This window comes from Shimia aestuarii (assembly GCF_022814865.1).
Taxonomy (GTDB): Bacteria; Pseudomonadota; Alphaproteobacteria; order Rhodobacterales; family Rhodobacteraceae; genus Shimia; species Shimia aestuarii_A.
In genome coordinates this window covers 135169-155605 of sequence record NZ_JAKVRD010000001.1, presented here as the reverse complement: position 1 = coordinate 155605, position 20437 = coordinate 135169, and the positions used below count along the sequence as shown (strand labels likewise).

General features: G+C 63.2%; 24 protein-coding genes and 1 other RNA gene. 12 read left to right on the top strand and 13 right to left on the bottom strand.

The window, feature by feature from the left end; all coding sequences use genetic code 11:
• Positions 1-28: 28 nt before the first annotated feature.
• The 4 genes from MK745_RS00815 to MK745_RS00800 all read left to right on the top strand — a co-directional run bounded on the left by MK745_RS00815 (position 29) and on the right by MK745_RS00800 (position 3673).
• Positions 29-1201: a hypothetical protein gene (locus MK745_RS00815; protein WP_243611371.1), complete on the top strand. Its 1173-nt coding sequence runs from the start codon at positions 29-31 to the stop codon at positions 1199-1201.
• 50 nt (positions 1202-1251) lie between these two features.
• Positions 1252-1785, top strand: coding sequence for a prolyl-tRNA synthetase associated domain-containing protein (locus tag MK745_RS00810; protein ID WP_243611370.1), 534 nt, complete (start codon positions 1252-1254; stop codon positions 1783-1785).
• Between the two features lie 128 nt (positions 1786-1913).
• On the top strand, positions 1914-2795 hold the full coding sequence (locus tag MK745_RS00805; protein WP_243611369.1) for a LysR family transcriptional regulator: 882 nt from the start codon (positions 1914-1916) through the stop codon (positions 2793-2795).
• Entirely contained in the window at positions 2792-3673 is an 882-nt protein-coding gene (locus tag MK745_RS00800; RefSeq protein ID WP_243611368.1) for a DMT family transporter, read from the top strand. Before MK745_RS00805 ends, MK745_RS00800 begins: the two co-directional genes overlap by 4 nt.
• Here the strand turns inward: MK745_RS00800 and MK745_RS00795 are convergent, their stop codons facing one another.
• Positions 3674-3997, bottom strand: a complete 324-nt coding sequence (locus MK745_RS00795) for an ArsR/SmtB family transcription factor (RefSeq protein ID WP_243611367.1) — start codon at positions 3995-3997, stop codon at positions 3674-3676.
• A 257-nt stretch (positions 3998-4254) separates the two neighbouring features.
• Here MK745_RS00795 and MK745_RS00790 point away from each other — a divergent pair, with 257 nt between their 5' ends.
• From MK745_RS00790 to MK745_RS00770, 5 genes are all read left to right on the top strand, one after another.
• Complete coding sequence (locus tag MK745_RS00790) at positions 4255-4560, top strand: AtpZ/AtpI family protein (RefSeq protein ID WP_279391704.1); 306 nt, start codon at positions 4255-4257, stop codon at positions 4558-4560.
• Positions 4561-4562: 2 nt separating this feature from the next.
• Positions 4563-5321 (top strand): F0F1 ATP synthase subunit A, encoded by a 759-nt coding sequence (locus tag MK745_RS00785; protein WP_243611365.1) that lies wholly within the window; start codon positions 4563-4565, stop codon positions 5319-5321.
• A gap of 87 nt (positions 5322-5408) precedes the next feature.
• Positions 5409-5633, top strand: coding sequence for a F0F1 ATP synthase subunit C (locus MK745_RS00780; protein ID WP_022572950.1), 225 nt, complete (start codon positions 5409-5411; stop codon positions 5631-5633).
• Between the two features lie 91 nt (positions 5634-5724).
• Positions 5725-6270 (top strand): F0F1 ATP synthase subunit B', encoded by a 546-nt coding sequence (locus tag MK745_RS00775; protein ID WP_243611364.1) that lies wholly within the window; start codon positions 5725-5727, stop codon positions 6268-6270.
• Between the two features lie 5 nt (positions 6271-6275).
• Positions 6276-6833 carry a F0F1 ATP synthase subunit B gene (locus tag MK745_RS00770; RefSeq protein WP_243611363.1) on the top strand — a complete coding sequence of 186 codons (558 nt, stop codon included), beginning with the start codon at positions 6276-6278 and terminating at the stop codon, positions 6831-6833.
• A gap of 63 nt (positions 6834-6896) precedes the next feature.
• On the opposite strand, the gene MK745_RS00765 is transcribed toward MK745_RS00770, so the two are convergent.
• Positions 6897-7535, bottom strand: coding sequence for a ribonuclease T2 (locus MK745_RS00765; protein ID WP_243611362.1), 639 nt, complete (start codon positions 7533-7535; stop codon positions 6897-6899).
• Positions 7536-7668: 133 nt separating this feature from the next.
• Here MK745_RS00765 and MK745_RS00760 point away from each other — a divergent pair, with 133 nt between their 5' ends.
• Positions 7669-8427 carry a DUF1013 domain-containing protein gene (locus MK745_RS00760; RefSeq protein ID WP_243611361.1) on the top strand — a complete coding sequence of 253 codons (759 nt, stop codon included), beginning with the start codon at positions 7669-7671 and terminating at the stop codon, positions 8425-8427.
• 78 nt (positions 8428-8505) lie between these two features.
• Here MK745_RS00760 and MK745_RS00755 read toward each other — a convergent pair whose 3' ends face one another.
• The 4 genes from MK745_RS00755 to MK745_RS00740 all read right to left on the bottom strand — a co-directional run bounded on the left by MK745_RS00755 (position 8506) and on the right by MK745_RS00740 (position 11949).
• Positions 8506-9801 (bottom strand): calcium-binding protein, encoded by a 1296-nt coding sequence (locus MK745_RS00755; RefSeq protein WP_243611360.1) that lies wholly within the window; start codon positions 9799-9801, stop codon positions 8506-8508.
• Between the two features lie 119 nt (positions 9802-9920).
• The gene (recR, locus tag MK745_RS00750; RefSeq protein WP_243611359.1) at positions 9921-10511 is read right to left on the bottom strand and encodes a recombination mediator RecR; all 591 of its coding nucleotides are present in this window, start codon (positions 10509-10511) and stop codon (positions 9921-9923) included.
• Between the two features lie 73 nt (positions 10512-10584).
• The gene (locus MK745_RS00745) at positions 10585-10929 is read right to left on the bottom strand and encodes a YbaB/EbfC family nucleoid-associated protein (RefSeq protein ID WP_243611358.1); all 345 of its coding nucleotides are present in this window, start codon (positions 10927-10929) and stop codon (positions 10585-10587) included.
• Positions 10930-10962: 33 nt separating this feature from the next.
• On the bottom strand, positions 10963-11949 hold the full coding sequence (locus tag MK745_RS00740; protein ID WP_243611357.1) for a GlxA family transcriptional regulator: 987 nt from the start codon (positions 11947-11949) through the stop codon (positions 10963-10965).
• An 80-nt stretch (positions 11950-12029) separates the two neighbouring features.
• Here MK745_RS00740 and MK745_RS00735 point away from each other — a divergent pair, with 80 nt between their 5' ends.
• Entirely contained in the window at positions 12030-12575 is a 546-nt protein-coding gene (locus MK745_RS00735; protein ID WP_243611356.1) for a cysteine hydrolase family protein, read from the top strand.
• A 17-nt stretch (positions 12576-12592) separates the two neighbouring features.
• Here MK745_RS00735 and MK745_RS00730 read toward each other — a convergent pair whose 3' ends face one another.
• The 3 genes from MK745_RS00730 to MK745_RS00720 form a co-directional block, all read right to left on the bottom strand.
• Positions 12593-14350, bottom strand: coding sequence for a DNA polymerase III subunit gamma/tau (locus MK745_RS00730; RefSeq protein WP_243611355.1), 1758 nt, complete (start codon positions 14348-14350; stop codon positions 12593-12595).
• A gap of 67 nt (positions 14351-14417) precedes the next feature.
• Positions 14418-14783 carry a YidH family protein gene (locus MK745_RS00725; protein ID WP_243611354.1) on the bottom strand — a complete coding sequence of 122 codons (366 nt, stop codon included), beginning with the start codon at positions 14781-14783 and terminating at the stop codon, positions 14418-14420.
• A 20-nt stretch (positions 14784-14803) separates the two neighbouring features.
• A complete protein-coding gene (locus MK745_RS00720; RefSeq protein WP_243611353.1) occupies positions 14804-15718 on the bottom strand; it encodes an MBL fold metallo-hydrolase in 915 nt (304 codons plus the stop codon).
• Between the two features lie 174 nt (positions 15719-15892).
• Between MK745_RS00720 and MK745_RS00715 the strand changes: the two genes are divergently transcribed.
• Positions 15893-16378: a protein phosphatase gene (locus MK745_RS00715; RefSeq protein WP_243611352.1), complete on the top strand. Its 486-nt coding sequence runs from the start codon at positions 15893-15895 to the stop codon at positions 16376-16378.
• Between the two features lie 78 nt (positions 16379-16456).
• On the opposite strand, the gene MK745_RS00710 is transcribed toward MK745_RS00715, so the two are convergent.
• The 4 genes from MK745_RS00710 to MK745_RS00695 all read right to left on the bottom strand — a co-directional run bounded on the left by MK745_RS00710 (position 16457) and on the right by MK745_RS00695 (position 20380).
• Positions 16457-16864 (bottom strand): hypothetical protein, encoded by a 408-nt coding sequence (locus tag MK745_RS00710; protein WP_243611351.1) that lies wholly within the window; start codon positions 16862-16864, stop codon positions 16457-16459.
• Between the two features lie 174 nt (positions 16865-17038).
• A complete protein-coding gene (rsgA, locus tag MK745_RS00705; RefSeq protein WP_243611350.1) occupies positions 17039-18073 on the bottom strand; it encodes a ribosome small subunit-dependent GTPase A in 1035 nt (344 codons plus the stop codon).
• 296 nt (positions 18074-18369) lie between these two features.
• Positions 18370-18468, bottom strand: an RNA gene (gene ffs / locus MK745_RS00700) — signal recognition particle sRNA small type.
• 43 nt (positions 18469-18511) lie between these two features.
• A complete protein-coding gene (locus MK745_RS00695) occupies positions 18512-20380 on the bottom strand; it encodes a bifunctional 2',3'-cyclic-nucleotide 2'-phosphodiesterase/3'-nucleotidase (protein WP_243611349.1) in 1869 nt (622 codons plus the stop codon).
• Positions 20381-20437 lie beyond the last annotated feature (57 nt).

The window sequence follows — 20437 nt, the reverse complement described above, 5'->3', positions numbered from 1 at the left end:
AAGTGGAGGCGAAACCGAGGGTAAGGGTTTGAGTGCGCGGTTTTCCATATTGATCATGTCCTGCCATTGGCAGGGGGCCTTGGCCTGTCTTCAGTCCTTCGGACAGCGCGGCCACGAGATCACTCTTGTCGCGTGGGACAAGAGCGGCACAAAGCTGCACGGGCAATCCGATTACGTGTCCGACATTGTTTACCATGCGCCTGCAGCCACGCCGGAAGAGGATGTGCCGTGGCTTCTTGAGTTGATCGCGGCGCGGGGGATCGACCTTGTCGTGCCGATCAGTGACCATGACGCGAGCGTCGTCGCCCTTGCAGCAAAGGCGGCAGAGCCGGGATCGCCACAGGCAACCGCGCTCTTCGCGCCGTCGCCAGAGAGCCTCGCATTGGCTCGGGACAGGACGGCGACGGTCGCACTTTGCGAGAGGCTCGGGATTGCAACGCCGCGCTCGCAGGCGGTCGAGGCGGAGCGGCTGCGTGAGGTGGTGCCGGGCTGGGGCTTTCCGCTTTTCCTCAAGGTGGATGGCGTCGCGGGGCTTGGCGTCAGTGCGCTTCGCAACGAGGCCGATTTCGAGCGCTTCCTTGCCTCGGGGCCGACCGGCACAGTGCAGATACAGGAGGCGGTCGACGGCGATTTCGTGGGTGTGACCGGGGTTTGCCGGAACGGAGAGGTGCTCTCGCGGTTTGGGTTCTGCACGGACTATGAGTTCTCCTTTGCCGGCACACCGCCCTATGCCCTGCGCGATGAGAACGCGGTCATCGATGACTACCTCGCGCGGATCGCGGGGGCGCTTCACTGGACGGGCGGGATCGACCTTGATTGCCTCGCGCGGCCCGATGGCACGCTTGTCGTTCTTGAGATCAACCCGCGTATCTCGGGCACGGTCAATTTCGCGCTGGCCTGTGGCAGGGACGTGCCGGCAGGGTATCTTGCGCTTCGCCAAGGCGCGCCGGTCGCGTCGATCTTTGAGGATACGGGGGCGAGCCTTTTCGCCAGCCTTGAACAGGAGACGCGGTTTCGCGTCCGCGGTGGGAAAGAGGCGCGGCGGCGGGCGCGGGTGTTGCGGGCGGCGCATGTGGTGGCGGACAACGGATATCCGCAAGATCGCGGCTATGCGCGGGCGCTCTGGCGGGCGCGGATGATGATCCGGCTCGATGGGCTGTTCGATCCGATCTTCGACCGGGTGCGCCGTGTCTTGCCGTAGAGGCGCAAAACGCCTAAGTCTCGCGCCGGTTTCGGTCGAAAGGACATCAAATGGACGCCTCATCCGCTCATCAAGACAGCCTGCCGCTCTCGTCAGATGCGCTTTTGGAGCGCCTGCGGAGCTGGGGGATTGGGTTTACCTATCATGAGCATGTGCCGCTTCGGACCGTCGAAGAGGCCAAGAGCGTTGAGGCGGCGCTGGTGGAGCCGGGCGAGGTGCCGTTTCGGCTCAAGAACCTTTACCTGCGCGATCGCAAGAAGCGCAATTACCTCGTCACGCTCGAACAGGATCGCGAGATCGACCTCAAGGCGCTTGGCGCGGAGTTGGGGATTGGCGGGTTGTCCTTTGGCTCGGCGGATCGGTTGATGGAATTCCTCGGCATCCGGCCCGGCGCGGTCAGCCCGCTTGCCATGGCGACGGGCGTGGAGACCGGTGTCATCTTTTACATGGATGCGGCGGCGCGCAACGCGGATCGGATTTACATGCACCCGTTGGTCAATGATCGGACCATCGGAGTCACGCCTGAGGATTTCGAGCGGGTTCTCGAACACCTTGGTGCCGAGGTGCACTGGCTCGAACTTTAAGGGCTTTGGCCCCGGCCTTGCGGTCGTCTTCAGAGTATTTCTGCCAAGATGAAGAGCTGGTCTTTGCATTTGCGAACAGTGTCGGCATAGTTGGCACAGGTTTGTTGGATTGCGCACAGGACGGCCACATGGACAATTGGGATGAAATCCGCACCGCTTTCCAAGTGGCGCGCATGGGGACGGTCAGCGGAGCGGCCGATGTGCTTGGCGTGCATCACGCGACGGTCATTCGCCATATCGATGCGCTTGAGGGACGGCTTGGCGTCAAGCTTTTCCAGCGTCATGCGCGGGGGTACACGCCGACAGAAGCGGGCGAAGACCTGATGCGGGTGGCCAAGGCGACAGACGATCAGTTCGGCCAGCTTGAAGGGCGTATCAAGGGGCAGGGGCGCAGCATGGAGGGCGAGCTTGTCGTGACCTCGCTCGAGACCATGGCGCCAGTCATGGTGCCGCTCTTGTCCGAGTTCCAGCAGGCGCACCCGGATATCATTGTGCGTTACCTCACCGGCACGCGGCTTTTCCGGCTTGAATATGGCGAGGCGCATGTGGCGCTGCGGGCGGGGCCTGCGCCGGAAGAGCTCGACAACGTGGTGCAGGCGCTTGGGCGCCTGCCGGTGGGGCTTTTTGCCAGCCCGGACTATATCGCGCGCCATGGAAGACCCGAAAGCATCGAAGACCTCGCGCAGCATCGTTTCGTCGGGCCGGACGAAGAACGGTCGCGGGTGCCCTACAGCAAGTGGATGACCGCACATGTCGCGCGGTCGCAGGTGATGTTCCGCACCATGGATTGGTACGCGACCGAGGTGGCGGTCGTGGCCGGGGCGGGGATCGGTTTCTTGCCGGTCTGGGCGCAGCGCGCGCATCCTGAGCTTGTCGAGGTGATCCCGCGCGATGAGGATTGGAGCGGGCCGCTCTGGCTCGTCACCCATGTGGACCTGCACCGCACGCATAAGGTTCAGACCTTCCTCAGCTTCCTCAAGGATCGTGCCCCGGATTGGTCCATGGCATGAGTTGGCAAGGCCGCGGCCATCTGGCGATGCTTTTGTTCTCGGCGCTGGTCGCTGGGTCGTTCTCGCTCGGCTCTTTGGCAGCAAATGAGATTGCCCCTGCCGCGCTCAACGCGGTGCGGTTCCTGATTGCGGGCTGCGTGATCGGGGCGGCGGCGCTTGCGACGGGTGGGATCGGGCGCGGGGCGTTCCATGCGCCGTGGCGTTATCTCGTGCTTGGGGGGCTTTTTGCGGCCTATTTCGTGCTGATGTTCGAGGGGCTCAAGACCGCGGCGCCAGTCAGCACAGCGGCGGTCTTTACCCTGACGCCGATCATGTCAGCGGGGTTCGGGTATGCGCTTCTTGGCCAGATCACGACGAGACGCATGGGGATCGCCCTCGCGATCGGGGCGCTTGGTGCGCTTTGGGTCATCTTCAAGGCCGATTGGGCGGCGTTTCTGCGGTTCCGGGTCGGGCAGGGAGAGATCTATTACTTCTGGGGCTGCGTCGCGCATGCGATCTATACGCCGATGGTGCGCAAGCTGAACCGAGGGGAGCGGCCCGTGGTGTTCACCTTCGGGATGCTGATCGCGGGATTCGTGATCCTGACTGTCTATGGCTGGTCCGATATCTGTGCGACGGACTGGGCAGGATTGCCGGGGATCGTGTGGATCACGGTGGTCTATCTCGCCATCTTTGCCAGCGCGGCGACCTTCGTGTTGTTGCAGTTCTCGGTGCTGCACCTGCCGAGTGCCAAGGTCATGGCCTATACCTATCTTGTGCCAAGCTGGGTCATCGGCTGGGAGATCATCTTGGGCCACGGGGCGCCGGGCGGTATGATCCTTGTCGGTGTGGCGCTCACGGTGGTGTCGCTGTTGCTTCTGCTCAGGAACGAGCATTAGTCAGTCGCCGAGTTCGGCCTTCAGGAACTTTTCGAAATCGTCGAGGTCGACGGGGTCGAACTGACCGAAACCCTGCATCCACACGCTGGCGGCGCGCAGGGCGTCCGGTTCCAGCTTGCACCATTTGACGCGGCCGCGTTTGTCCTGCGAGATGAGGCCGGCGCGGGTCAGGATCGTCAGGTGCTTGGAGATCGCGGCAAGGGAGATGTCGAACGGCTCGGCCACGTCGGTCACGGCCATATCGTCCTCGAGCAGCATCGACAGGATCGCGCGCCGTGTCGGATCGGCAAGGGCGGCAAAGACGGTGTCGAGCGTATCGGTCATGCCCCCATAAACCCGGCCCCCCGATTATCGTCAACCATTTGGTTGAATATGGTGTTTTGGCGGAATCCGGGGGATGGCGGGGTGCGGCAGACTCTGCCCTGCTCTTCTTCTCTGTGAAAATACTCAATATAACAATGGTTTAGGGGTGTTTCTCCGTTGCCGCTAACGGCATTGACTCGGGGGGCGCTGCGCCGTAGCTATGCCGCAACGTCCAAACGGGGAATTTGCGTGTGACCGATCCCGAAACCCAAGAGCGTATGACGCACCTGGAAAAGCGGATCGAGGCGGCCAAACGGGCCCAAGACCCCAAGCCTCGCGCGGACGAGCACTATTCGGCGGCCAACCTGGCCTGGCGCATGGTGATTGAATTGGTCGCCGGTCTCGGGATCGGCTTTGGCATCGGATACGGGCTTGACCTGTTGTTGGGAACCATCCCGATATTCCTGGTGCTGTTTACAATGTTGGGTCTCGCGGCCGGTATCAAGACGATGCTGCGCAGCGCCAAGGAGATCCAAGAGGACACAGAAGCCGCCGAGGCGGCGGAGAGAGACGAGAGGGACTAAACGTGGCAAGCGAAGCACACGGCGCCGAAGAGGGCGGTCTGGTTTTCCACCCGATGGATCAGTTCATCGTGAAGCCGCTTTTCGGCGGAGACACGATTGAGTGGTACACCGTGACCAACGTCACCCTGTGGATGGCGCTCGCCGTGGTCGGCATTATCGCCATGATGGTGCTCGGCACGCGCCGCCGCGCGATGGTTCCGAACCGCACCCAGTCGATCGGTGAGCTTGCCTACGGCTTTGTCTACAAGATGGTCGAGGATGTCGCCGGTAAGGACGCGGTCAAGTTCTTCCCCTACATCATGACCCTCTTCATGTTCATCGTGTTCGCCAACTTCCTTGGCCTGATCCCGATGTCCTTCACCACCACCTCGCATTTCGCGGTCACCGTGGTGCTTGCGCTTCTGGTTTTCCTCACCGTGACCATCGTCGGGTTCGTGAAGAACGGCGCGGGCTTCCTCGGTCTGTTCTGGGTCTCGAGCGCGCCGCTTGCGCTGCGTCCGATCCTCGCGATCATCGAGCTGATTTCTTACTTCGTGCGCCCCGTGAGCCACAGCATTCGTCTTGCTGGCAACGTCATGGCGGGCCACGCGGTGATCAAGGTTTTCGCAGGCTTCGCCGCAATTGCCGTCGTGTCGCCGGTGTCTGTCGTCGCGATCACCGCGATGTACGGTCTCGAAGTTCTCGTGGCCTTCATCCAGGCCTACGTCTTTACCATTCTGACCTGTGTTTATCTGAAGGACGCACTGCATCCGTCGCACTAAGGGCGGTGGGCGCATAGCCCATCCTCCCGACACAGGTTCGATCCGAACACTTATCATTCCAACTTCCAATCGTAAGGAGATACACCCATGGAAGGTCAACTCGCACACATCGGCGCAGGTCTCGCAGCAATCGGTTCCGGCGCAGCCGCTATCGGTGTTGGTAACGTTGCAGGCAACTACCTCGCAGGCGCTCTGCGTAACCCGTCGGCAGCTGCTTCGCAGACCGCCACCCTCTTCATCGGTATCGCATTCGCAGAAGCACTGGGCATCTTCTCGTTCCTCGTTGCTCTGCTGCTGATGTTCGCCGTCTAATCCGAACGGAACCATCCTTACGTGCGGGCGCGGGCGCGCCCTAAGGCAAGCGCCCCGCCCGTAATCTAACGGAAGTTCCCAGGAGGACGACATGGCGACTGAAACCCACGAAGCCGCAGGCCACGCCGCAGATGCCGCCGCATCCGCGCCGGGCATGCCGCAGCTCGATTTCTCGAACTGGGGCAACCAGATTTTCTGGCTTTTGGTCACGCTCGTCGTGATCTACTTCGTCCTGTCGCGCATCGCGCTTCCGCGCATCGCGAACGTGCTGGCCGAGCGCCAGGGGACCATCACGAATGATATCGCCGCAGCTGAAGAGCTGAAGGCGAAAGCCGTCGAAGCGGAAGAGGCCTATAACAAGGCACTCGCAGATGCCCGTGCAGAAGCACAGCGCATCGTCGCAGAGGCAAAGGCCGAGATTCAGGTCGATCTCGATGCAGCCACCGCCAAGGCGGATGCCGAGATTGCCGCAAAGGCTGCCGAGTCGGAGAAGGCGATTGCCGAGATCCGCGCCGGTGCCCTTGAAAGCGTGAAGGTCGTTGCGACCGAGACCGCGGCAGAAATCGTTGCTGCCCTTGGTGGTAGCGCGGATGACAAAGCGATCGCCGACGCGATCGGCACACGTGTGAAGGGGTAAGGACCATGCGCAAACTTGCTACTCTCCTCGCCCTCGGTGCCGCCAGCCCGGCATTCGCCGCGAGCGGCCCGTTCTTCTCGCTGCACAACACGAACTTCATCGTGCTGCTGGCCTTCATCCTGTTCATCGCGGTCCTGTTCTATTTCAAGGTGCCCTCGATGCTTGGCGGGATGCTCGACAAGCGCGCCGAAGGCATCCAATCGGAGCTCGACGAAGCCCGCGCCCTGCGCGAAGAAGCTCAGACCCTGCTCGCCTCTTATGAGCGCAAGCAGAAAGAGGTTCAGGAACAGGCTGACCGCATCGTCGAACACGCGAAAGCCGAAGCGACCACCGCGGCGGAACTCGCCAAGGAAGAGCTGAAGGCGTCGATCGCCCGCCGGATGGCGGCTGCGGAAGACCAGATTGCATCGGCTCAGGCCTCTGCTGTCAAGGAAGTGCGCGACCAGGCCGTGACCGTGGCCGTTGGCGCGGCGAAGGACGTGATCGCGGCACAGATGACTGCTGCCCAGGGCAACAAGCTCATCGAAGACGCGATTGCCGAAGTAGACGCGAAGCTGCACTAAGCTTGTCCACACGGACGAATTGAGAAACCCGGCCCATGCGGCCGGGTTTTTCGTTTTGGGAGGTCAGCGCACGGGGTCGAGGCGGGCGTTCTTCAGCGAGCAGTCGCGCACCGTGTCCTGGCCGCAGGGGACGGGATCGAGCGACTTGGAGAGGCAAATGCGCGCCTCTTGGATGAGGCCATCGCGGCAGGTGATGGTAATCATGTCCGGCTCGAGCGTAGGGTTGGCTTTGAGAAAGGCCTGTTCCACCACAGTGGCGGGGAGGGTCACGGGCTTGGTCAGTTTGCGGAACACCTCGGGCCGGTTGACGCCTTCGTAGGCGCGACGCGAGAGGGCGTAGTAGTCCTCGGCAGAGAGGCCCGAGCAGCGGCCATGTTTCTTCCATTGATACCATGCGAGGCCGGAGGTCCCCATGATGTCGGCCATGTCCTCGGTCAGGCCACGGGGCGGATTACGCTCAATGGTGTTGCAGTAGGAGGGCCAACCGCGATGGAGCTGGGGCCAGAGCCCGTGCAGCACCCAGCCGAAGTCCTCGCGCTCGTGGCATTGGGGAGAGTTGCGCGCATCGCCCTCAAGGGCGCACCATGAGGGCGACCAGCTCAGCGACAGGACATAGTAGTCAAACGCACCCGCGCGTTCGCCCTCTGCCATGAGCGGAGCGGCGCTTAGGCAGGCCAAGGCGAGGGATTTCACAAGTCGCATTCAACTCTTTCCTTATTGATCCGATGTCACTATATAGGCCGCAAGTTCCCCGACAACGGAAACCCGCACCGCGCAAATCGGTGCCGCCTGCAAAGTCAGGCATCGGGGAAGATATGCGTTAAGGAGACACGATATGAGCAAACTGCTGCACCCGAAGGCGACCGCTGTCTGGCTCGTGGACAACACGACGATCAGCTTTAAGCAGATCGCGGATTTCGTTGGTATGCATGAGCTTGAGATTCAGGGCATCGCCGATGGCGACGTGGCTGGCGGCGTAAAGGGGTTTGACCCGATCGCCAACAACCAGCTGACGCAGGACGACATCGACAAGGCGCAGGGTGACCCGCTGTTCAAGCTCAAGGTCAAATTCAACGCCGCAGCGAGCGGCGAAGAGAAGCGCCGTGGCCCGCGCTATACGCCGCTCTCGAAACGTCAGGACCGCCCGAATTCGATCCTGTGGCTGGTGAAGTTCCACCCCGAGCTTTCGGACGGTCAGATTTCCAAGCTCGTCGGCACCACCAAGCCGACGATCCAGTCGATCCGCAACCGCGAGCATTGGAACATCGCCAACATGCAGCCGATCGACCCGGTTGCGCTTGGCCTGTGTAAGCAGAGCGAGCTTGACGCCGCCGTACAGAAGGCCGCGGAGAAGCGCGCCGCTGAGGGCGAAGTGATGAGCGATGACGAGCGCCGCAAGCTGGTGTCGACCGAGCAGTCGCTGGAAATGGATGCCGAGCCGAAGATGCCGACGGCGATCGAGGGTCTTGAGACCTTCACTCTTGGCAATGATGACTCGGAAGAAGACGAGAAAGACGATGGCGCCTACGCCGATGCCGACAGCTTCTTTAACCTGCCGGACAGCGACGACGACGATGAGGACGAACAGCCCTGATCGCGCCCTGCGCTTCGAAGACATAAGAAAGGCCCGCCGCTTGGCGGGCCTTTTTGGTTTCACCTGTCTGTGCGGCGTTCAGAGCTGTGCTTCGATCTCGGCACGTAGTGCGAGCGTGTCGGTCACGCCTTCGACGAGGATCGTCGCGCCAGAGACAAGGGTGATCAACGTGTCGGTGCCATTGGCGAGCGTATAGGTCGTGTCCTCGGCGTCATAGCCGTCATACATCTCGATTATATCGACCCCGAGTTCGTAATCGGTGATGACGTTGTCATCGCTGGACAGGTCATTGCGGAACCTGAAGACGTCCGCCCCTTCACCACCGGCCAGCGTATCGCTGCCGCTGCCACCGCTGAGCGTATCGTCGCCTGCGCCGCCATAAAGCTCGTCGTCGCCAACGCCGCCCCGCAGCTTGTCGTTACCATCTTCGCCGTAGAAGGAGTCGTCGCCCCCACGGCCATTGATGATGTCGCGACCATCGCCACCAAAGACCGTGTCATTGCCCGCAGGCCCGGTTTCGGGACTGTCGTAGAAGACGTCGCGCGCGCCCCCTCCTAGGTTGACGAGGTCGGCACCGTCGCCACCATAGACCGTGTCATTGCCTTTCTGACCGCGGATCAGGTCATCGCCGTCACCACCATAGATCAGATCGCCATGTTTGCCGCCCGAGATGTCGTCTCTTCCTTCGCCACCGCGCAGAACGTCATGGCCGATGCCACCAGTGATATAGTCCCCTCCCTGATTGCCGGAGATCGTGTCGTTGCCGAGGCCGCCGATCAACGTATCATTGCCTGCAGTGCCTTTGATCAGGTCTTCTTGAATGATGTCTTCATGGTCGAGCACGCTATGCAGCTCAATGACGTCGCCGGGTTGGTAGCCTGGAGGTGCATAGGGCAAGACGGTGTCTAGACCATCGAGGAAGCTGCCGAGGTCAGCATAGTTCTCGAATGGCGGGATATTGTCGCCAGCCAATTGGATGACCAGCGTCGCGCTATCGGCCGTCATCTCCTCGAGATCTTCCCATTCCCATGTGATCGCAAGAATGGCCGCAGACTTGGAGCCTTCATTGGTCCAGTAGAGGCTTGAGACAGTGGCATCGCTAAAGTCTGAATCGAGCAGCTTGATGTAGTCCTCGCCGCCGGGAAGCGCGATCGCATAGGGCATGCCAAAGCCCGTCAGGAGCGCCTCCATTTCGTTTTCTTCGGTAACGCCGAGGCTCGTGTAGCTGAAAGAGTCAGAGTTTTCGCTTGCCACCAGCGCGAGATCGCCTTGGTAGATTTCGCCAAAACTGACCTCCCAAGTTTGTTCCCCGCCATCGTCCACGATGTCGTAACGTTCGTGAATGAGCATACTATCGAAAACATATGTCGTCATTTCATCCCTCCGATTTCAGCGCGTCCGAGGGATATGGTAAGGAATGAAATGCGCCGGAAACAGCGACTAGATCAAGTAACCCTCCAGTGCGGGAATGTGTCGCAACTGGTCGAGTGAGATCAGAGGGATTTGCGGGCCGAGAGGGCCGCGGAAATCGTCCCTTCGTCGAGGTAGTCCAACTCACCACCGATAGGCACGCCCTGGGCCAGCGAGGTCAGGCGGACGCGATCCTCGAGCTGGTCGGCGATATAATGCGCGGTGGTCTGGCCATCGACCGTCGCGTTGAGCGCGAGGATCACCTCGGTGACGCTTTCGGCCTCGATCCGGTCAATCAGGCGGGGAATGGCGAGGTCCTCGGGGCCGATGCCGTCGAGCGCCGAGAGCGTGCCGCCAAGAACATGGTAGCGACCCTTGAACACGCCCGCGCGTTCCATCGCCCAGAGATCGGCCACATCCTCGACCACGCAGATCTCGCCCGTGGCACGTTTCTCGGAGGCGCAGATGTCGCAGATGTCAGAGGTGCCGACATTGCCGCAATTGAGGCATTCACGCGCAGTCACGGCGACCTGTTGCATGGCATCGGCCAAGGGGGTCAGCAGAAGGGCGCGTTTGCGGATCAGGTGTAGCACGGCGCGGCGGGCAGAGCGCGGGCCAAGGCCCGGCAATTTCGCCATCAGGTCGATCAGGGTATCGATCTCGTTGCCGCTCATGTGCTGCCCTTGGTGGGGGGCGGCGCCGGGGCGGCACCGCCGGTTCTTTGAGTATTTTTACAGAGAAGAAGCCTTAGAAGGGCATCTTGAAATCGGAAGGCAGGCCGAAGCTATCGGTCAACGCCTTCATCTCGGATTGGGACTTCTCGGAGGCCTTGGCCTGAGCGTCCTTGATCGCGGCGAGGATCAGGTCTTCGACCACTTCCTTGTCGTCGCCGTTGAAGATCGAGGGGTCGATGTCGAGGCCTTTGAGTTCGCCCTTGGCGGTCGCGGTGGCCTTGACGAGGCCGGCACCGGATTCACCGGTCACGGTCATGGTTTCAAGCTCTTCCTGAAGCTCTGTCACCTTGGCCTGCATTTCCTGCGCCTGTTTCATCATCTTGGCCATGTCGCCAAGCTGGCCCAGTCCTTTGAGCATGTGTTGTCTCCTGACAGCGGATTGCGTTCTGGTCTAGATACGGGGCGCAGGCCTTTCAGGCAAGGGGGAGGGCGGCTGGGATCCCGGCAAGGATGCAGGCGCCGACATGCGAAAACGCTTGCGATAGGCGCCGGGGGTCAGGCCGGTGATTTCGCGGAAGGCGCGAGCAAAGGCGGCGCTATCGTGATAGCCGACGGACCAGGCGACTGTGGCGATGTTTTCACTGCTGCGTTCCAGCCTGCCGCGGGCTTTTTCGATGCGCAGGGCCTTTAGGTAGGAGGCCGGGGCGAGGCCGGTGGCGGTGTGGAAGCGACGTTGAAAGGTGCGTAGGCTGAGGCCTGAGGTCTCGGCAAGGTCGCGCAGGGGCAGGGCGGCGGCATGATCCCTGTCCATGCGCCGTTGGCTGCGCAGGACGGCGGCGTCGCCGTGGGTTCGGTTGGGGCGAAACGTGGCGTAGTGGCGTTGTTCGCGTCCCGCAGGATCAATCAGCAAATGGCGCGCCAGACGTGACACCATATCGGGGCCGCACCAATGGCCAGTGAGGAACAGTCCAAGATCCGGCCACGCCATCAGTCCGCCGGCGGTCACCACGTCGAGATCGTTGATCAGGATGTGGTCCGGTCGCAGGTCTACATCCGGATAGGTCGCGCGAAACCGATCCTCAAGCGCCCAGTGGGTTGTGGCCGGGCGCCCTGAGAGCAGCCCCGCCTCGGCCAACCAGAACGCCCCGGCGCAGACCGAACAGGCCATCGCGCCGCGGTCGTGTTGGCCGCGAATCCACGCAAGCAGCGGGTCGTCCGGCGCAGGGAAGGTGCCTTGGATCGAGGGCGGTAGCAGGATGGCATCGAACACCCTTGCGGGCAGGGCATCGGGAGAGACGATTGTCGCGCTCAGCGTTGGGACCGGGCCATCGGCAAGGCGCGGCAGCAGGGCGAAGAGATCGGCCAGCCCAAGGAGGGCAGATTGTTGGGCACCGGGGAAGTCGACAATGGCAAGGCGGATATATGGCATTTTCTGCATGATCTTTGTCATACGTGCCAATGGGGCGGCGTGGCAAGGGCAGGTAGTTTGGGAGTCGCAAGAATGCAGAGGACAAAATGATGACCAAGACAGCGCTTATCCTTGTGGATATTCAGAACGATTACTTTGACGGTGGTCTGTGGCCCGTTTCGCAGATGGATACTGTGGCCCAGAATGCCGCACAGTTGTTGGCGCGGGCACGGCAGGTAGGCGATTTGGTGGTGCATATCCGCCATGAAGCCAGCCCGCAGGCGCCGTTTTTTCGGCCCGGCACAGTAGGCGCGGAGATTCATCCCAGCGTCGCACCGCAGGCGGGGGAGGCGGTGGTCACCAAGGCCCGGCCGAACAGCTTTCACGCAACGGATTTACAGGCGCGTTTGTCTGCGGCGGGGATCGAAGAGGTGGTGATCTGTGGGGCGATGAGCCAGATGTGCATTGACGCTACGGCTCGGGCGGCGGCAGATTTTGGCTATGCTGTGACGGTTGCAGCGGATGCTTGCGGTGCAAAGGAGACGCAATTTGGCGAGGTCAGTGTGGCTGCAGATCAGGTCCACGCGGCCTATATGGCATCGCTGGGTATGAGCTATGGCAGGGTGCTTGGCACGCAGGATATCCTAGCGGACTAGGGGCAGAGTCTTTGGGCTCACTCCTCCTCGAACGGATCCCATTCGTCTTCGACCTCGGGAAGCGCCTCGGCTTCGGCCTGAGCGGTGATCTCCTTTCGGGTCTTGATATCGGTGATCTTGGCCTTTGGAAAGGCGCTCAGGACGGCCTGCACCATCGGATGGGCGCGGGCCTCCTGTTCGAGGGCGTTCTGGGCGGCGTTGCGCTTTTCGACGATGGTCTCGCCGCCGCCCGCATTGGCGATGCTGACGGCCCAGCGGTTGCCGGTCCAGTGCTGCAGCCGCGCGCCGAGACGTTGGGCGAGGTCGGAAGGGGCGTTGTCGGTCGGTTGAAACTCGATCCGGCCGGGACGGTAGGAGACGAGGCGCAGGTCGGCTTCGACATCCATCAGGAGCTTGGCGTCGCGGTTGTCGCGGATCAGTTCGAGCACGTGGTCGAAGGTCGCGTAGCGGGCGAGCGCATGTTCGGCGTCCTGTGCCAGTGCTGTGACCGGGCCACCTGAGGCGCCAGAGGTCCGCGACGTGCCATAGGCCGTCGCGCCACCGCCGCCGCCGGAGGGTGCGGCGCCACCACCGCCCGGGCCACCGGACGGCGGCATGGGGGGCGGAACGGGCATGTCCTGAAGCTTGCGCACGAGGTCCTCGGGACTCGGTAGGTCAGCGACGTGGGTCAGACGGATGACGGCCATCTCTGCGGCCATCATGGCGTTGGGCGCGGCGGCGACCTCTTCGAGCGCCTTGAGGAGCATCTGCCACATGCGGGTCAGGACGCGCATCGGCAGTTTCTCGGCCATCTCGGCGCCGCGGGTGCGCTCATAGGGGCTTATCGTGGGATCGTCGGCGGCGTCGGGCGTCACCTTCACAACGCTGATCCAATGGGTGATCTCGGCGAGGTCGCGCAGCACGGCCATGGGATCGGCCCCGTCTGCATATTGCCCGGAGAGCTCGCCAAGGGCGGCAGCGGTGTCGCCGCGCAGGATCATGTCGAAGAGATCAAGCACGCGCCCCCGGTCGGCGAGGCCCAGCATGGCGCGCACCTGATCGGCGGTCGTCTCGCCCGCGCCGTGGGAAATCGCCTGATCGAGAAGCGAGGTCGCATCGCGGGCCGAGCCTTCGGCGGCGCGGGTGATGAGGGCGAGGGCGTCGTCCGTGATTTCGGCGCTTTCGGCGGTCGCGATCTTGCGCAGGAGGGCGATCTGATCCTCGGGCTCGATACGGCGCAGGTCGAACCGCTGACAGCGCGACAGGACCGTCACCGGCACCTTGCGAATCTCGGTTGTGGCGAAGATGAACTTCACATGCGCGGGCGGTTCCTCGAGCGTCTTCAACAGAGCGTTGAAGGCCGAGGTCGAGAGCATGTGCACCTCGTCGATGATGTAAATCTTGTAGCGCGCAGACGCGGCGCGGTAGTGGACCGAGTCGATGATCTCGCGGATATCACCAACACCCGTGCGCGAGGCGGCGTCCATCTCCATCACGTCGACATGGCGGCCTTCCATGATGGCAGTGCAGTGTTCGCATTGTCCGCAAGGCTCGGTTGTGGGGCCGCCCTCACCATCGGGGCCGATACAGTTCATCCCCTTGGCGATGATGCGCGCGGTCGTGGTTTTGCCGGTGCCGCGGATGCCCGTCATGATGAAGGCCTGCGCGATGCGGTCGGCCTCGAAGGCGTTTTTCAGTGTGCGCACCATGGCGTCCTGCCCGACGAGATCGGCGAAGGTCTCGGGGCGGTATTTGCGGGCGAGAACCTGATAGCCTTTCTCGGGGGTGTCGGTCATGGAGAGCCTTTGCACAGGAATCGGCAGAACAGTCAGAGGTTACGGTCAGGAGAGGCCAAGGTCCACCTCAGAGCGCCCATAATATGGCACCTGTTCCGAGGGTGGCGAGGCTCATCAGAGTGGCGAGGCGGGTAAAGCCGCGGGTGGGCATGGGTTCGGAGTCCTCGTCCTGTAAGCGTCGCAGGGTGCGGCAGGCCTGCCGGCGGGCCGACCAGAAGATCACAAGAGCCACCAATAGGAAAAGCGAGGCCACCGCCTTGGCCGCCCAGGTGGGGTCAAACTCGCCGAACACCGCCTTGAGACCAACGGCGACACCTACCGCGCCGAGCCCAGTGCCCATCCAAGCTGAGAAGGTGCGTTCATTGGCCATGATGGTGCGGTCTTCGGCCCAGCGGGTCCGGGTTTCGGCGGCGTCTTCGGTTTTGTCGCTCATGGGGTCATCCTAGAAGGAAATCACTCCCATTCCATCTGAGAAAACACTTCCTGGGCATTGCGGCGGGCGAGTTGGTCGAATTGCTCGAGATATGCGAAGGCGGATTGGTCCACTTCGACAGCGCCAAGGATGTCGCCGCCGTTGTCGATATGCTCGGCCATCTGGGTGCGCAGGTTGACGAGATAGTCATAGGTATCGCGCGTCGCCGTGGCAAGATCGGTGGCGGGGCCGTGGCCGGGGACGATCACCTCGGGATCATGGTCTGCCATGGCCTCGAAGCTCTCGATCCATTCGCGGGAGGAAGAGAAGTCCATCACGCCGAGGATGCGCTCGACATAGACGAGGTCGCCAGTGAACATGACGCCGCTTTCGGGTAGCCAGACATAGCTTTCGCCGGGGGTATGAGCGGCGCCGGGGTGGCGGATTTCGAGGCTGCGCCCGCCGAGGGTCAGGTCGTATTCCGTCTCAAACGTCACATTGGCATGGGCGGGTTTGGTGCCCGCCAACGCATCCTTCAGGAGCGCCGAGAGCATGGTTTGCTGCATCGAGGCGCGGGCCTTCTGATCGGCGATGGCATCCTCGGAAGCGATGATCGTGGCGCCTTGGTCTTGCCAATAGCTGTTGCCGATCCAGCGGTGGTCCTGACCCCCGGTGTTGATAACGTGGACCACCTCTTTGTCGGTGACGGATTTGATGGCGGTATGCAGGGCCTCGGCGCCTTTGTAGCTGCCGCCTGCGTCGATGAGGATGGCGCCTTCGGAGGTGACGACGAGGCCGAAAGTGGCATTGTTTCCAAGGTTTTCCGGGTTGCGTTGCTCCTTGGGGCCGACGATGGCGTAGGTGTCGGGCGCGACCTCGGTGACTTGCAACGGGTCGGCAGTGGCGGGCAGCGCGAGAGCCAGAAGGGCGGCGAGCGCGGTCAGAATGCGGGTCATGGGGTCTCCTCCGGATGATCGCGCGACCGTATCGGGCAGGCCCGGGCCTGTCACGGGATGAAACGCCGCATGGGTCTTGGTGTGACGGTGGCATTCGCGCTATGAACATAGGGCTAGAACGAGGAGACAGATCATGCGGGTCAGCCAAGCGCGACGCGCCACGCGGGCGCAGCGATGAGCTTTGCGATCGCGGCGCTTGAGGCCGGATCGGGGCGGATCGGCATCTGTCCCGCGCCGGGGCGGTTCGGAGATTATGCAAGTGATTTCAAAGAGATCCTTGCGTGGGGGCCGCGCCTTGTCCTGAGTATGACCGAGACGCCGGAACTTGGCCGCGTCGGCGCGGCGGGGTTCGCAGATGACCTTGCCATGGCAGGGATCGGGCGCATTCACCTGCCGATCCGAGACTTTGGTGCGCCAATGGGGCGAACGGCCTGTCTTTGGCCGGAGAGTGCAGGCCGCGCGAGGGCGGTTCTGGCGCAGGGCGGCGGCGTCCTTGTGCATTGCTTTGGCGGGTGCGGGCGGTCGGGGATGGCGGTGATGCGGCTCCTCGTTGAGATGGGAGAGGAACCGGAGGCGGCGCTGGCGCGTTTACGGGCCGTGCGGCCTTGCGCAGTGGAGACGGAGGCGCAGGCGGATTGGGCCTCTAACACATTGGGTTAACGTGAAAAATTCGTATCTGTATCGCGTCGGTATTACGTCGGTATTGCGTCCGTGTGAAATGGGGCAGCGCGGTTTTCGTTAACCTTTCGCACCAGCGTGTTTCGCGACCTGATAGACCGAGCCATGCCATGCGACGACAGCAGAGGGCAGGGTAATCAAGCCATATTGCCAAGACACATCCTCGAGGCCGATGTCAAAGCCATACATCTCGAGCGCGATGGCAAGAGCCTCAATCGTCACCAGGAAGAGGATCAAGGCGGCGGTGCGGCCGAGCCGGAGCGCCCAGACCGTCAGAAGCAGAACAGCGCCGCCGGGCAAGGCGAGGGCCAGCACGAACAGGAAACTTATGGCCGCGATATGGAGGGATTCGAGGCCGATGTGGCGGGCGAAGATGGCGACGAGGGTCGTATGCAAAACTGCGGCGCAAGCGGCGGTCTGGAGCGCGGTAGGAAAGAGGCGGCGGGCATAGGCTTTGAACGGTGTCATGTCATCGCCGGTCGGGGACATAGAGGGCTTGCGTGCGCCACGACATGCGGCGCAGCGCAGAGGGTAGTTCAGGCCAAGACAGTTGCCCAGCGTGTTCTTGCGGGGGGAACGATTTGGAAATCGCTTGGCCAAGGGTTCTGGAAAACCCTTGGCGCGGGCTGAGACGTGGGTGCCTCAGCCTTTGCGATTGTGTTTCTCGGCCATGACCCGGCGGACCATCTTACCGAACGCCTTGTCGCGGGCGCGGGCCTCGTGGAGGGTCGCACTATTATGGGCGTCCTCGCGGCGCAGTTTCTGCCAGCGGTGCAAGCGATCCTCTGAGAGCGCGCCCGAGGCGATGGCGTCCTGCACGGCGCAGCCCGGTTCGGTCTCGTGGCGACAATCGGAGAAACGACAGGATCGGGCCAGCGTGTCGATATCGTCGAACACGGCGTCGATCCCTTCGGCGGCGTCCGTCAGGCGCAGGGCGCGCATGCCGGGCGTGTCGATGAGCCAACCACCAAAACGGGTTTGGTAGAGGCCGCGCGATGTTGTCGTGTGGCGGCCTTTGGCGTCGTCTTCGCGAATGCCTTGGGTGGCAAGGGCCTCGGTCGTCAGGGCGTTGGTCAGGGTCGACTTGCCGACGCCCGACGAGCCGACAAGCGCGAGGGTTTGCCCGGTGCGGCACCACGGCGCAAGCATCTCGGTCTCGAGCGGATCGGTGGCGTTGAGGGCGAGGGCCGTGACCAGCGGCGAAAGGCGTTCGGCCCGGCGCGCAAACGCGCGGGGATCGTCGCAGAGATCGGCCTTGGTCAGGATGACCAGCGGCAGACTTCCGGCGCTTGCCGCCAATGCGAGGAAGCGTTCGAGACGCGCCTCGTTAAAATCGGCATTGCAGGAGGTGACGATGCCGAGCGTATCGACATTGGCGGCGATGAGCTGTGCTTCGGCACCGGTGCCTGCGGCGCGGCGGGTGAGCGCGGTTTGCCGGGAGAGCGTCCGCGCAATGCGCGTGCCGTCCGGTGTTGTCACGACCCAGTCGCCCACCGCATAGGCGGCGGTGGTCCTATCCGAAGCGGGCAAGAGGGTCTGGGGGCCGGTTTGCGAGAGGGCAAAGAGGCGGTCGCGGGCGACGGAGGTGATCCGGGCCACGTTGGAGAGGTCTTCGGCGGTGGTTTGCGCGCGGAAGGGGGCCGACCATCCGAGGTCGGTCAGGGAATATTCAGTCAATGGATTGGTCCCGATACGAAATGAGTCACGGCATGGCGGCGCGGGGCGCGGCAATGCGGTTCAAAACGGTCGGGCGGTGGCTATCCTACTTAGACAGCGACGGCCCGGAAGGGTGCTACAATCGTCATGTATCCTCCGGGTGTTTAGATGGGCGCCCTTTCGGCAGGGTTTGCAAGCAAACCCGCCTATCGGGCCGTCGGAACCTGCCTGCGGCAGAACCCGACGTGGCCTTTCGGCAGGGTTCGCAGGGCACACCCGCCTATCGGCTTTCGCGCATTCCCTTCGGGACTACGCTTAGGTGAGAGGTTGGACATCGACCCAAGCGGGGCTCGTTGTGGCTGCTACCTTCCGGTCCTGACCAGGTTGGCGAGGCGCTTGCCCGCGCCAACCCCTCAAGCGCCGATATAGGGGGAGTCGGCGGCGAGTGCAAGACGGGCGTCAGGCGGGAAAATCATAGCGCAGGCGCAGGAAACCTGTCTCGGTCGGGCCGAGGGCGGTCAGGCCGGGGATCGCGTCGAAATAGGTCGCTGCCGTGGGCGCGGTGTCAAACACGCCTGCCGCGCCGGAAATCGGGGTAAAGCGCCACGGGTCGGGCCACAGACCGGGCGCGCCGCCGGTTTCGGAAATGTGGCGGGCGACGATATCACGGATTTTGGTGGTGTCTTCGTAGACCGTTTTGGCCGGGGTGGCGTTGGGAAAATAGCCGCCACCGCCCGCGCGGTAGGTGTTGACCGCGAGAAGGAGGTCGGCGTCGGGCGCGAGCGGCGCCTCATTCAGGCAGAGCGCGCGGATGCGGCGGCTTTCGGGGGCGGCGAGCGATCCATCGGCGGCAAGGCGCGCCGGGGCGGTCAGGTCGATCTCGTAGGTAAGGCCGTAGAGCGTATCGAAGTTGTAGGCCGGGATGGCCGGGTCGGTCAGCGGCTGGTCGCCATCGCCGGGGGTGATCTGGTGGAAGAACCCTGCGGCCATCTCGAGCCAGTCCGCGATCTCGGCGCCGGTCAGGCGCAGGACGGCGAGATCGTTGGGGAAATACTGTAGGTCGGTCACGTGGCTCATGGCGACGGGACCGGCGGCGACATTGGTGAAGTGCCCCGGCCCGCCACGGCCTCCGGCCTTTTGCGGCGCGACGGCGGAGATCAGAGGGAGGTCGGCGAGGGGGCTGTCTTGGAAGACCGTTGCGAGGTAGGCGGCCTGAGCCTCGGCCACGAGGCGCAGTGCGTCGCAGCCGGGCAGGGGGGCGAAAAAGCTATGCAGCGGCTGCGCGAGGGTGCCGATGGGGCGACGGATCGCGGTCAGGGTCTCGTCATGGGCGGGCGCGAGGCGCGCGAGGAGGGCGGGGTCTTCGGGCGTGTCACGCGTTGGGAGTGCGCGCGACTGGGCGTCCACCACCTGCCAGCCGGTGTCGCTTTGGGCGAGGCGCAGGTCGATGCGACCAAGCGCGCCGCCTGCGGCGTTGGGCAGGACGGCGGGCACCCCGTGCAGGGTGCCGCGTGTGGCGTCGATGGCCGGGTGGTTCGGCGCGTCGGGCGCGGGAAAGCGCAGGTGGGTATGGCCAAGGACCATCGCGTCGAGGCCGGGCAGGGCGGCGATATGAAGGCCTGCGTTTTCCATGCCGGGGCGGGCGGGCGCAGTGTCGATGCCGGTATGGCAAAGGCCGATCACGAGGTCTGCACCTTGGGCGCGCAGGTCGGCGATGGCGCGGGTGGCGGCGTCGATCATGTCCTCGGAGGTCAGGGCGTCGCCAATCCGCGAATGATCCCAGAGCACGACCTGCGGCGGCAGGACACCGAAAACACCGATGGTCAGGCGGTGTGTCACGCCATCCGTATCGGTCAGGTCGCGGGGGAGGAGGATGCTTGGCTGCCACAGGCCGCGCAGCGCGTCGGGGGCGCTTTCGGTTGGGTGCAGATTGGCAGAGAGCAGGGGAAACTGCGCGGTGGCAAGCACCGAGGCGAGCGTTTCGAGATCGAGGTTGAACTCGTGGTTGCCAAGCGCGGCAGCATCCACCCCAAGCGCGTTCATGGCGTCGATGGCGGGGTGTCGGCGCTCGTCGGAGACGGGGTGGTCGGCGAAGAGATCGGCAAGTGCCGTGCCTTGCAGGAAATCGCCATTGTCGAACAAAAGCGAATTGCGTGTCGTCGCGCGTTCGCGGGTCAGAAGCGTGGCAATCCGGGCGAGCGAGGGGGCTTCGGCGGGTTGATCGGCCGCGTAATCGTAGGACAGGAGATGACCATGCACATCGCTCGTCGCGAAGAGCGTCAGAGGGATGTGCGGCGCGTCGGGCGCGGGCGGGGAAGTCGGTCTCACGAAATCGCCTTATACGTGTGAATTGGGGCGCGTAAACACTCTATCACTGTATCTAGC

Bases quoted from the DNA above. Each gene is read 5' to 3' on its own strand.
- MK745_RS00760 (WP_243611361.1), top strand. From the start codon at position 7,669: ATGAGCAAACTGCTGCACCCGAAGGCGACCGCTGTCTGGCTCGTGGAC.
- MK745_RS00780 (WP_022572950.1), top strand. From the start codon at position 5,409: ATGGAAGGTCAACTCGCACACATCGGCGCAGGTCTCGCAGCAATCGGT.
- MK745_RS00720 (WP_243611353.1), bottom strand. From the start codon at position 15,718: ATGACCCGCATTCTGACCGCGCTCGCCGCCCTTCTGGCTCTCGCGCTG.
- MK745_RS00755 (WP_243611360.1), bottom strand. From the start codon at position 9,801: ATGACGACATATGTTTTCGATAGTATGCTCATTCACGAACGTTACGAC.
- MK745_RS00795 (WP_243611367.1), bottom strand. From the start codon at position 3,997: ATGACCGATACGCTCGACACCGTCTTTGCCGCCCTTGCCGATCCGACA.
- MK745_RS00810 (WP_243611370.1), top strand. From the start codon at position 1,252: ATGGACGCCTCATCCGCTCATCAAGACAGCCTGCCGCTCTCGTCAGAT.
- MK745_RS00725 (WP_243611354.1), bottom strand. From the start codon at position 14,783: ATGAGCGACAAAACCGAAGACGCCGCCGAAACCCGGACCCGCTGGGCC.
- MK745_RS00730 (WP_243611355.1), bottom strand. From the start codon at position 14,350: ATGACCGACACCCCCGAGAAAGGCTATCAGGTTCTCGCCCGCAAATAC.
- MK745_RS00790 (WP_279391704.1), top strand. From the start codon at position 4,255: ATGACGCACCTGGAAAAGCGGATCGAGGCGGCCAAACGGGCCCAAGAC.
- MK745_RS00765 (WP_243611362.1), bottom strand. From the start codon at position 7,535: ATGCGACTTGTGAAATCCCTCGCCTTGGCCTGCCTAAGCGCCGCTCCG.
- MK745_RS00770 (WP_243611363.1), top strand. From the start codon at position 6,276: ATGCGCAAACTTGCTACTCTCCTCGCCCTCGGTGCCGCCAGCCCGGCA.
- MK745_RS00710 (WP_243611351.1), bottom strand. From the start codon at position 16,864: ATGACACCGTTCAAAGCCTATGCCCGCCGCCTCTTTCCTACCGCGCTC.
- MK745_RS00805 (WP_243611369.1), top strand. From the start codon at position 1,914: ATGGACAATTGGGATGAAATCCGCACCGCTTTCCAAGTGGCGCGCATG.
- MK745_RS00775 (WP_243611364.1), top strand. From the start codon at position 5,725: ATGGCGACTGAAACCCACGAAGCCGCAGGCCACGCCGCAGATGCCGCC.
- MK745_RS00715 (WP_243611352.1), top strand. From the start codon at position 15,893: ATGAGCTTTGCGATCGCGGCGCTTGAGGCCGGATCGGGGCGGATCGGC.
- MK745_RS00740 (WP_243611357.1), bottom strand. From the start codon at position 11,949: ATGCAGAAAATGCCATATATCCGCCTTGCCATTGTCGACTTCCCCGGT.
- MK745_RS00745 (WP_243611358.1), bottom strand. From the start codon at position 10,929: ATGCTCAAAGGACTGGGCCAGCTTGGCGACATGGCCAAGATGATGAAA.
- MK745_RS00800 (WP_243611368.1), top strand. From the start codon at position 2,792: ATGAGTTGGCAAGGCCGCGGCCATCTGGCGATGCTTTTGTTCTCGGCG.
- recR (WP_243611359.1), bottom strand. From the start codon at position 10,511: ATGAGCGGCAACGAGATCGATACCCTGATCGACCTGATGGCGAAATTG.
- MK745_RS00735 (WP_243611356.1), top strand. From the start codon at position 12,030: ATGACCAAGACAGCGCTTATCCTTGTGGATATTCAGAACGATTACTTT.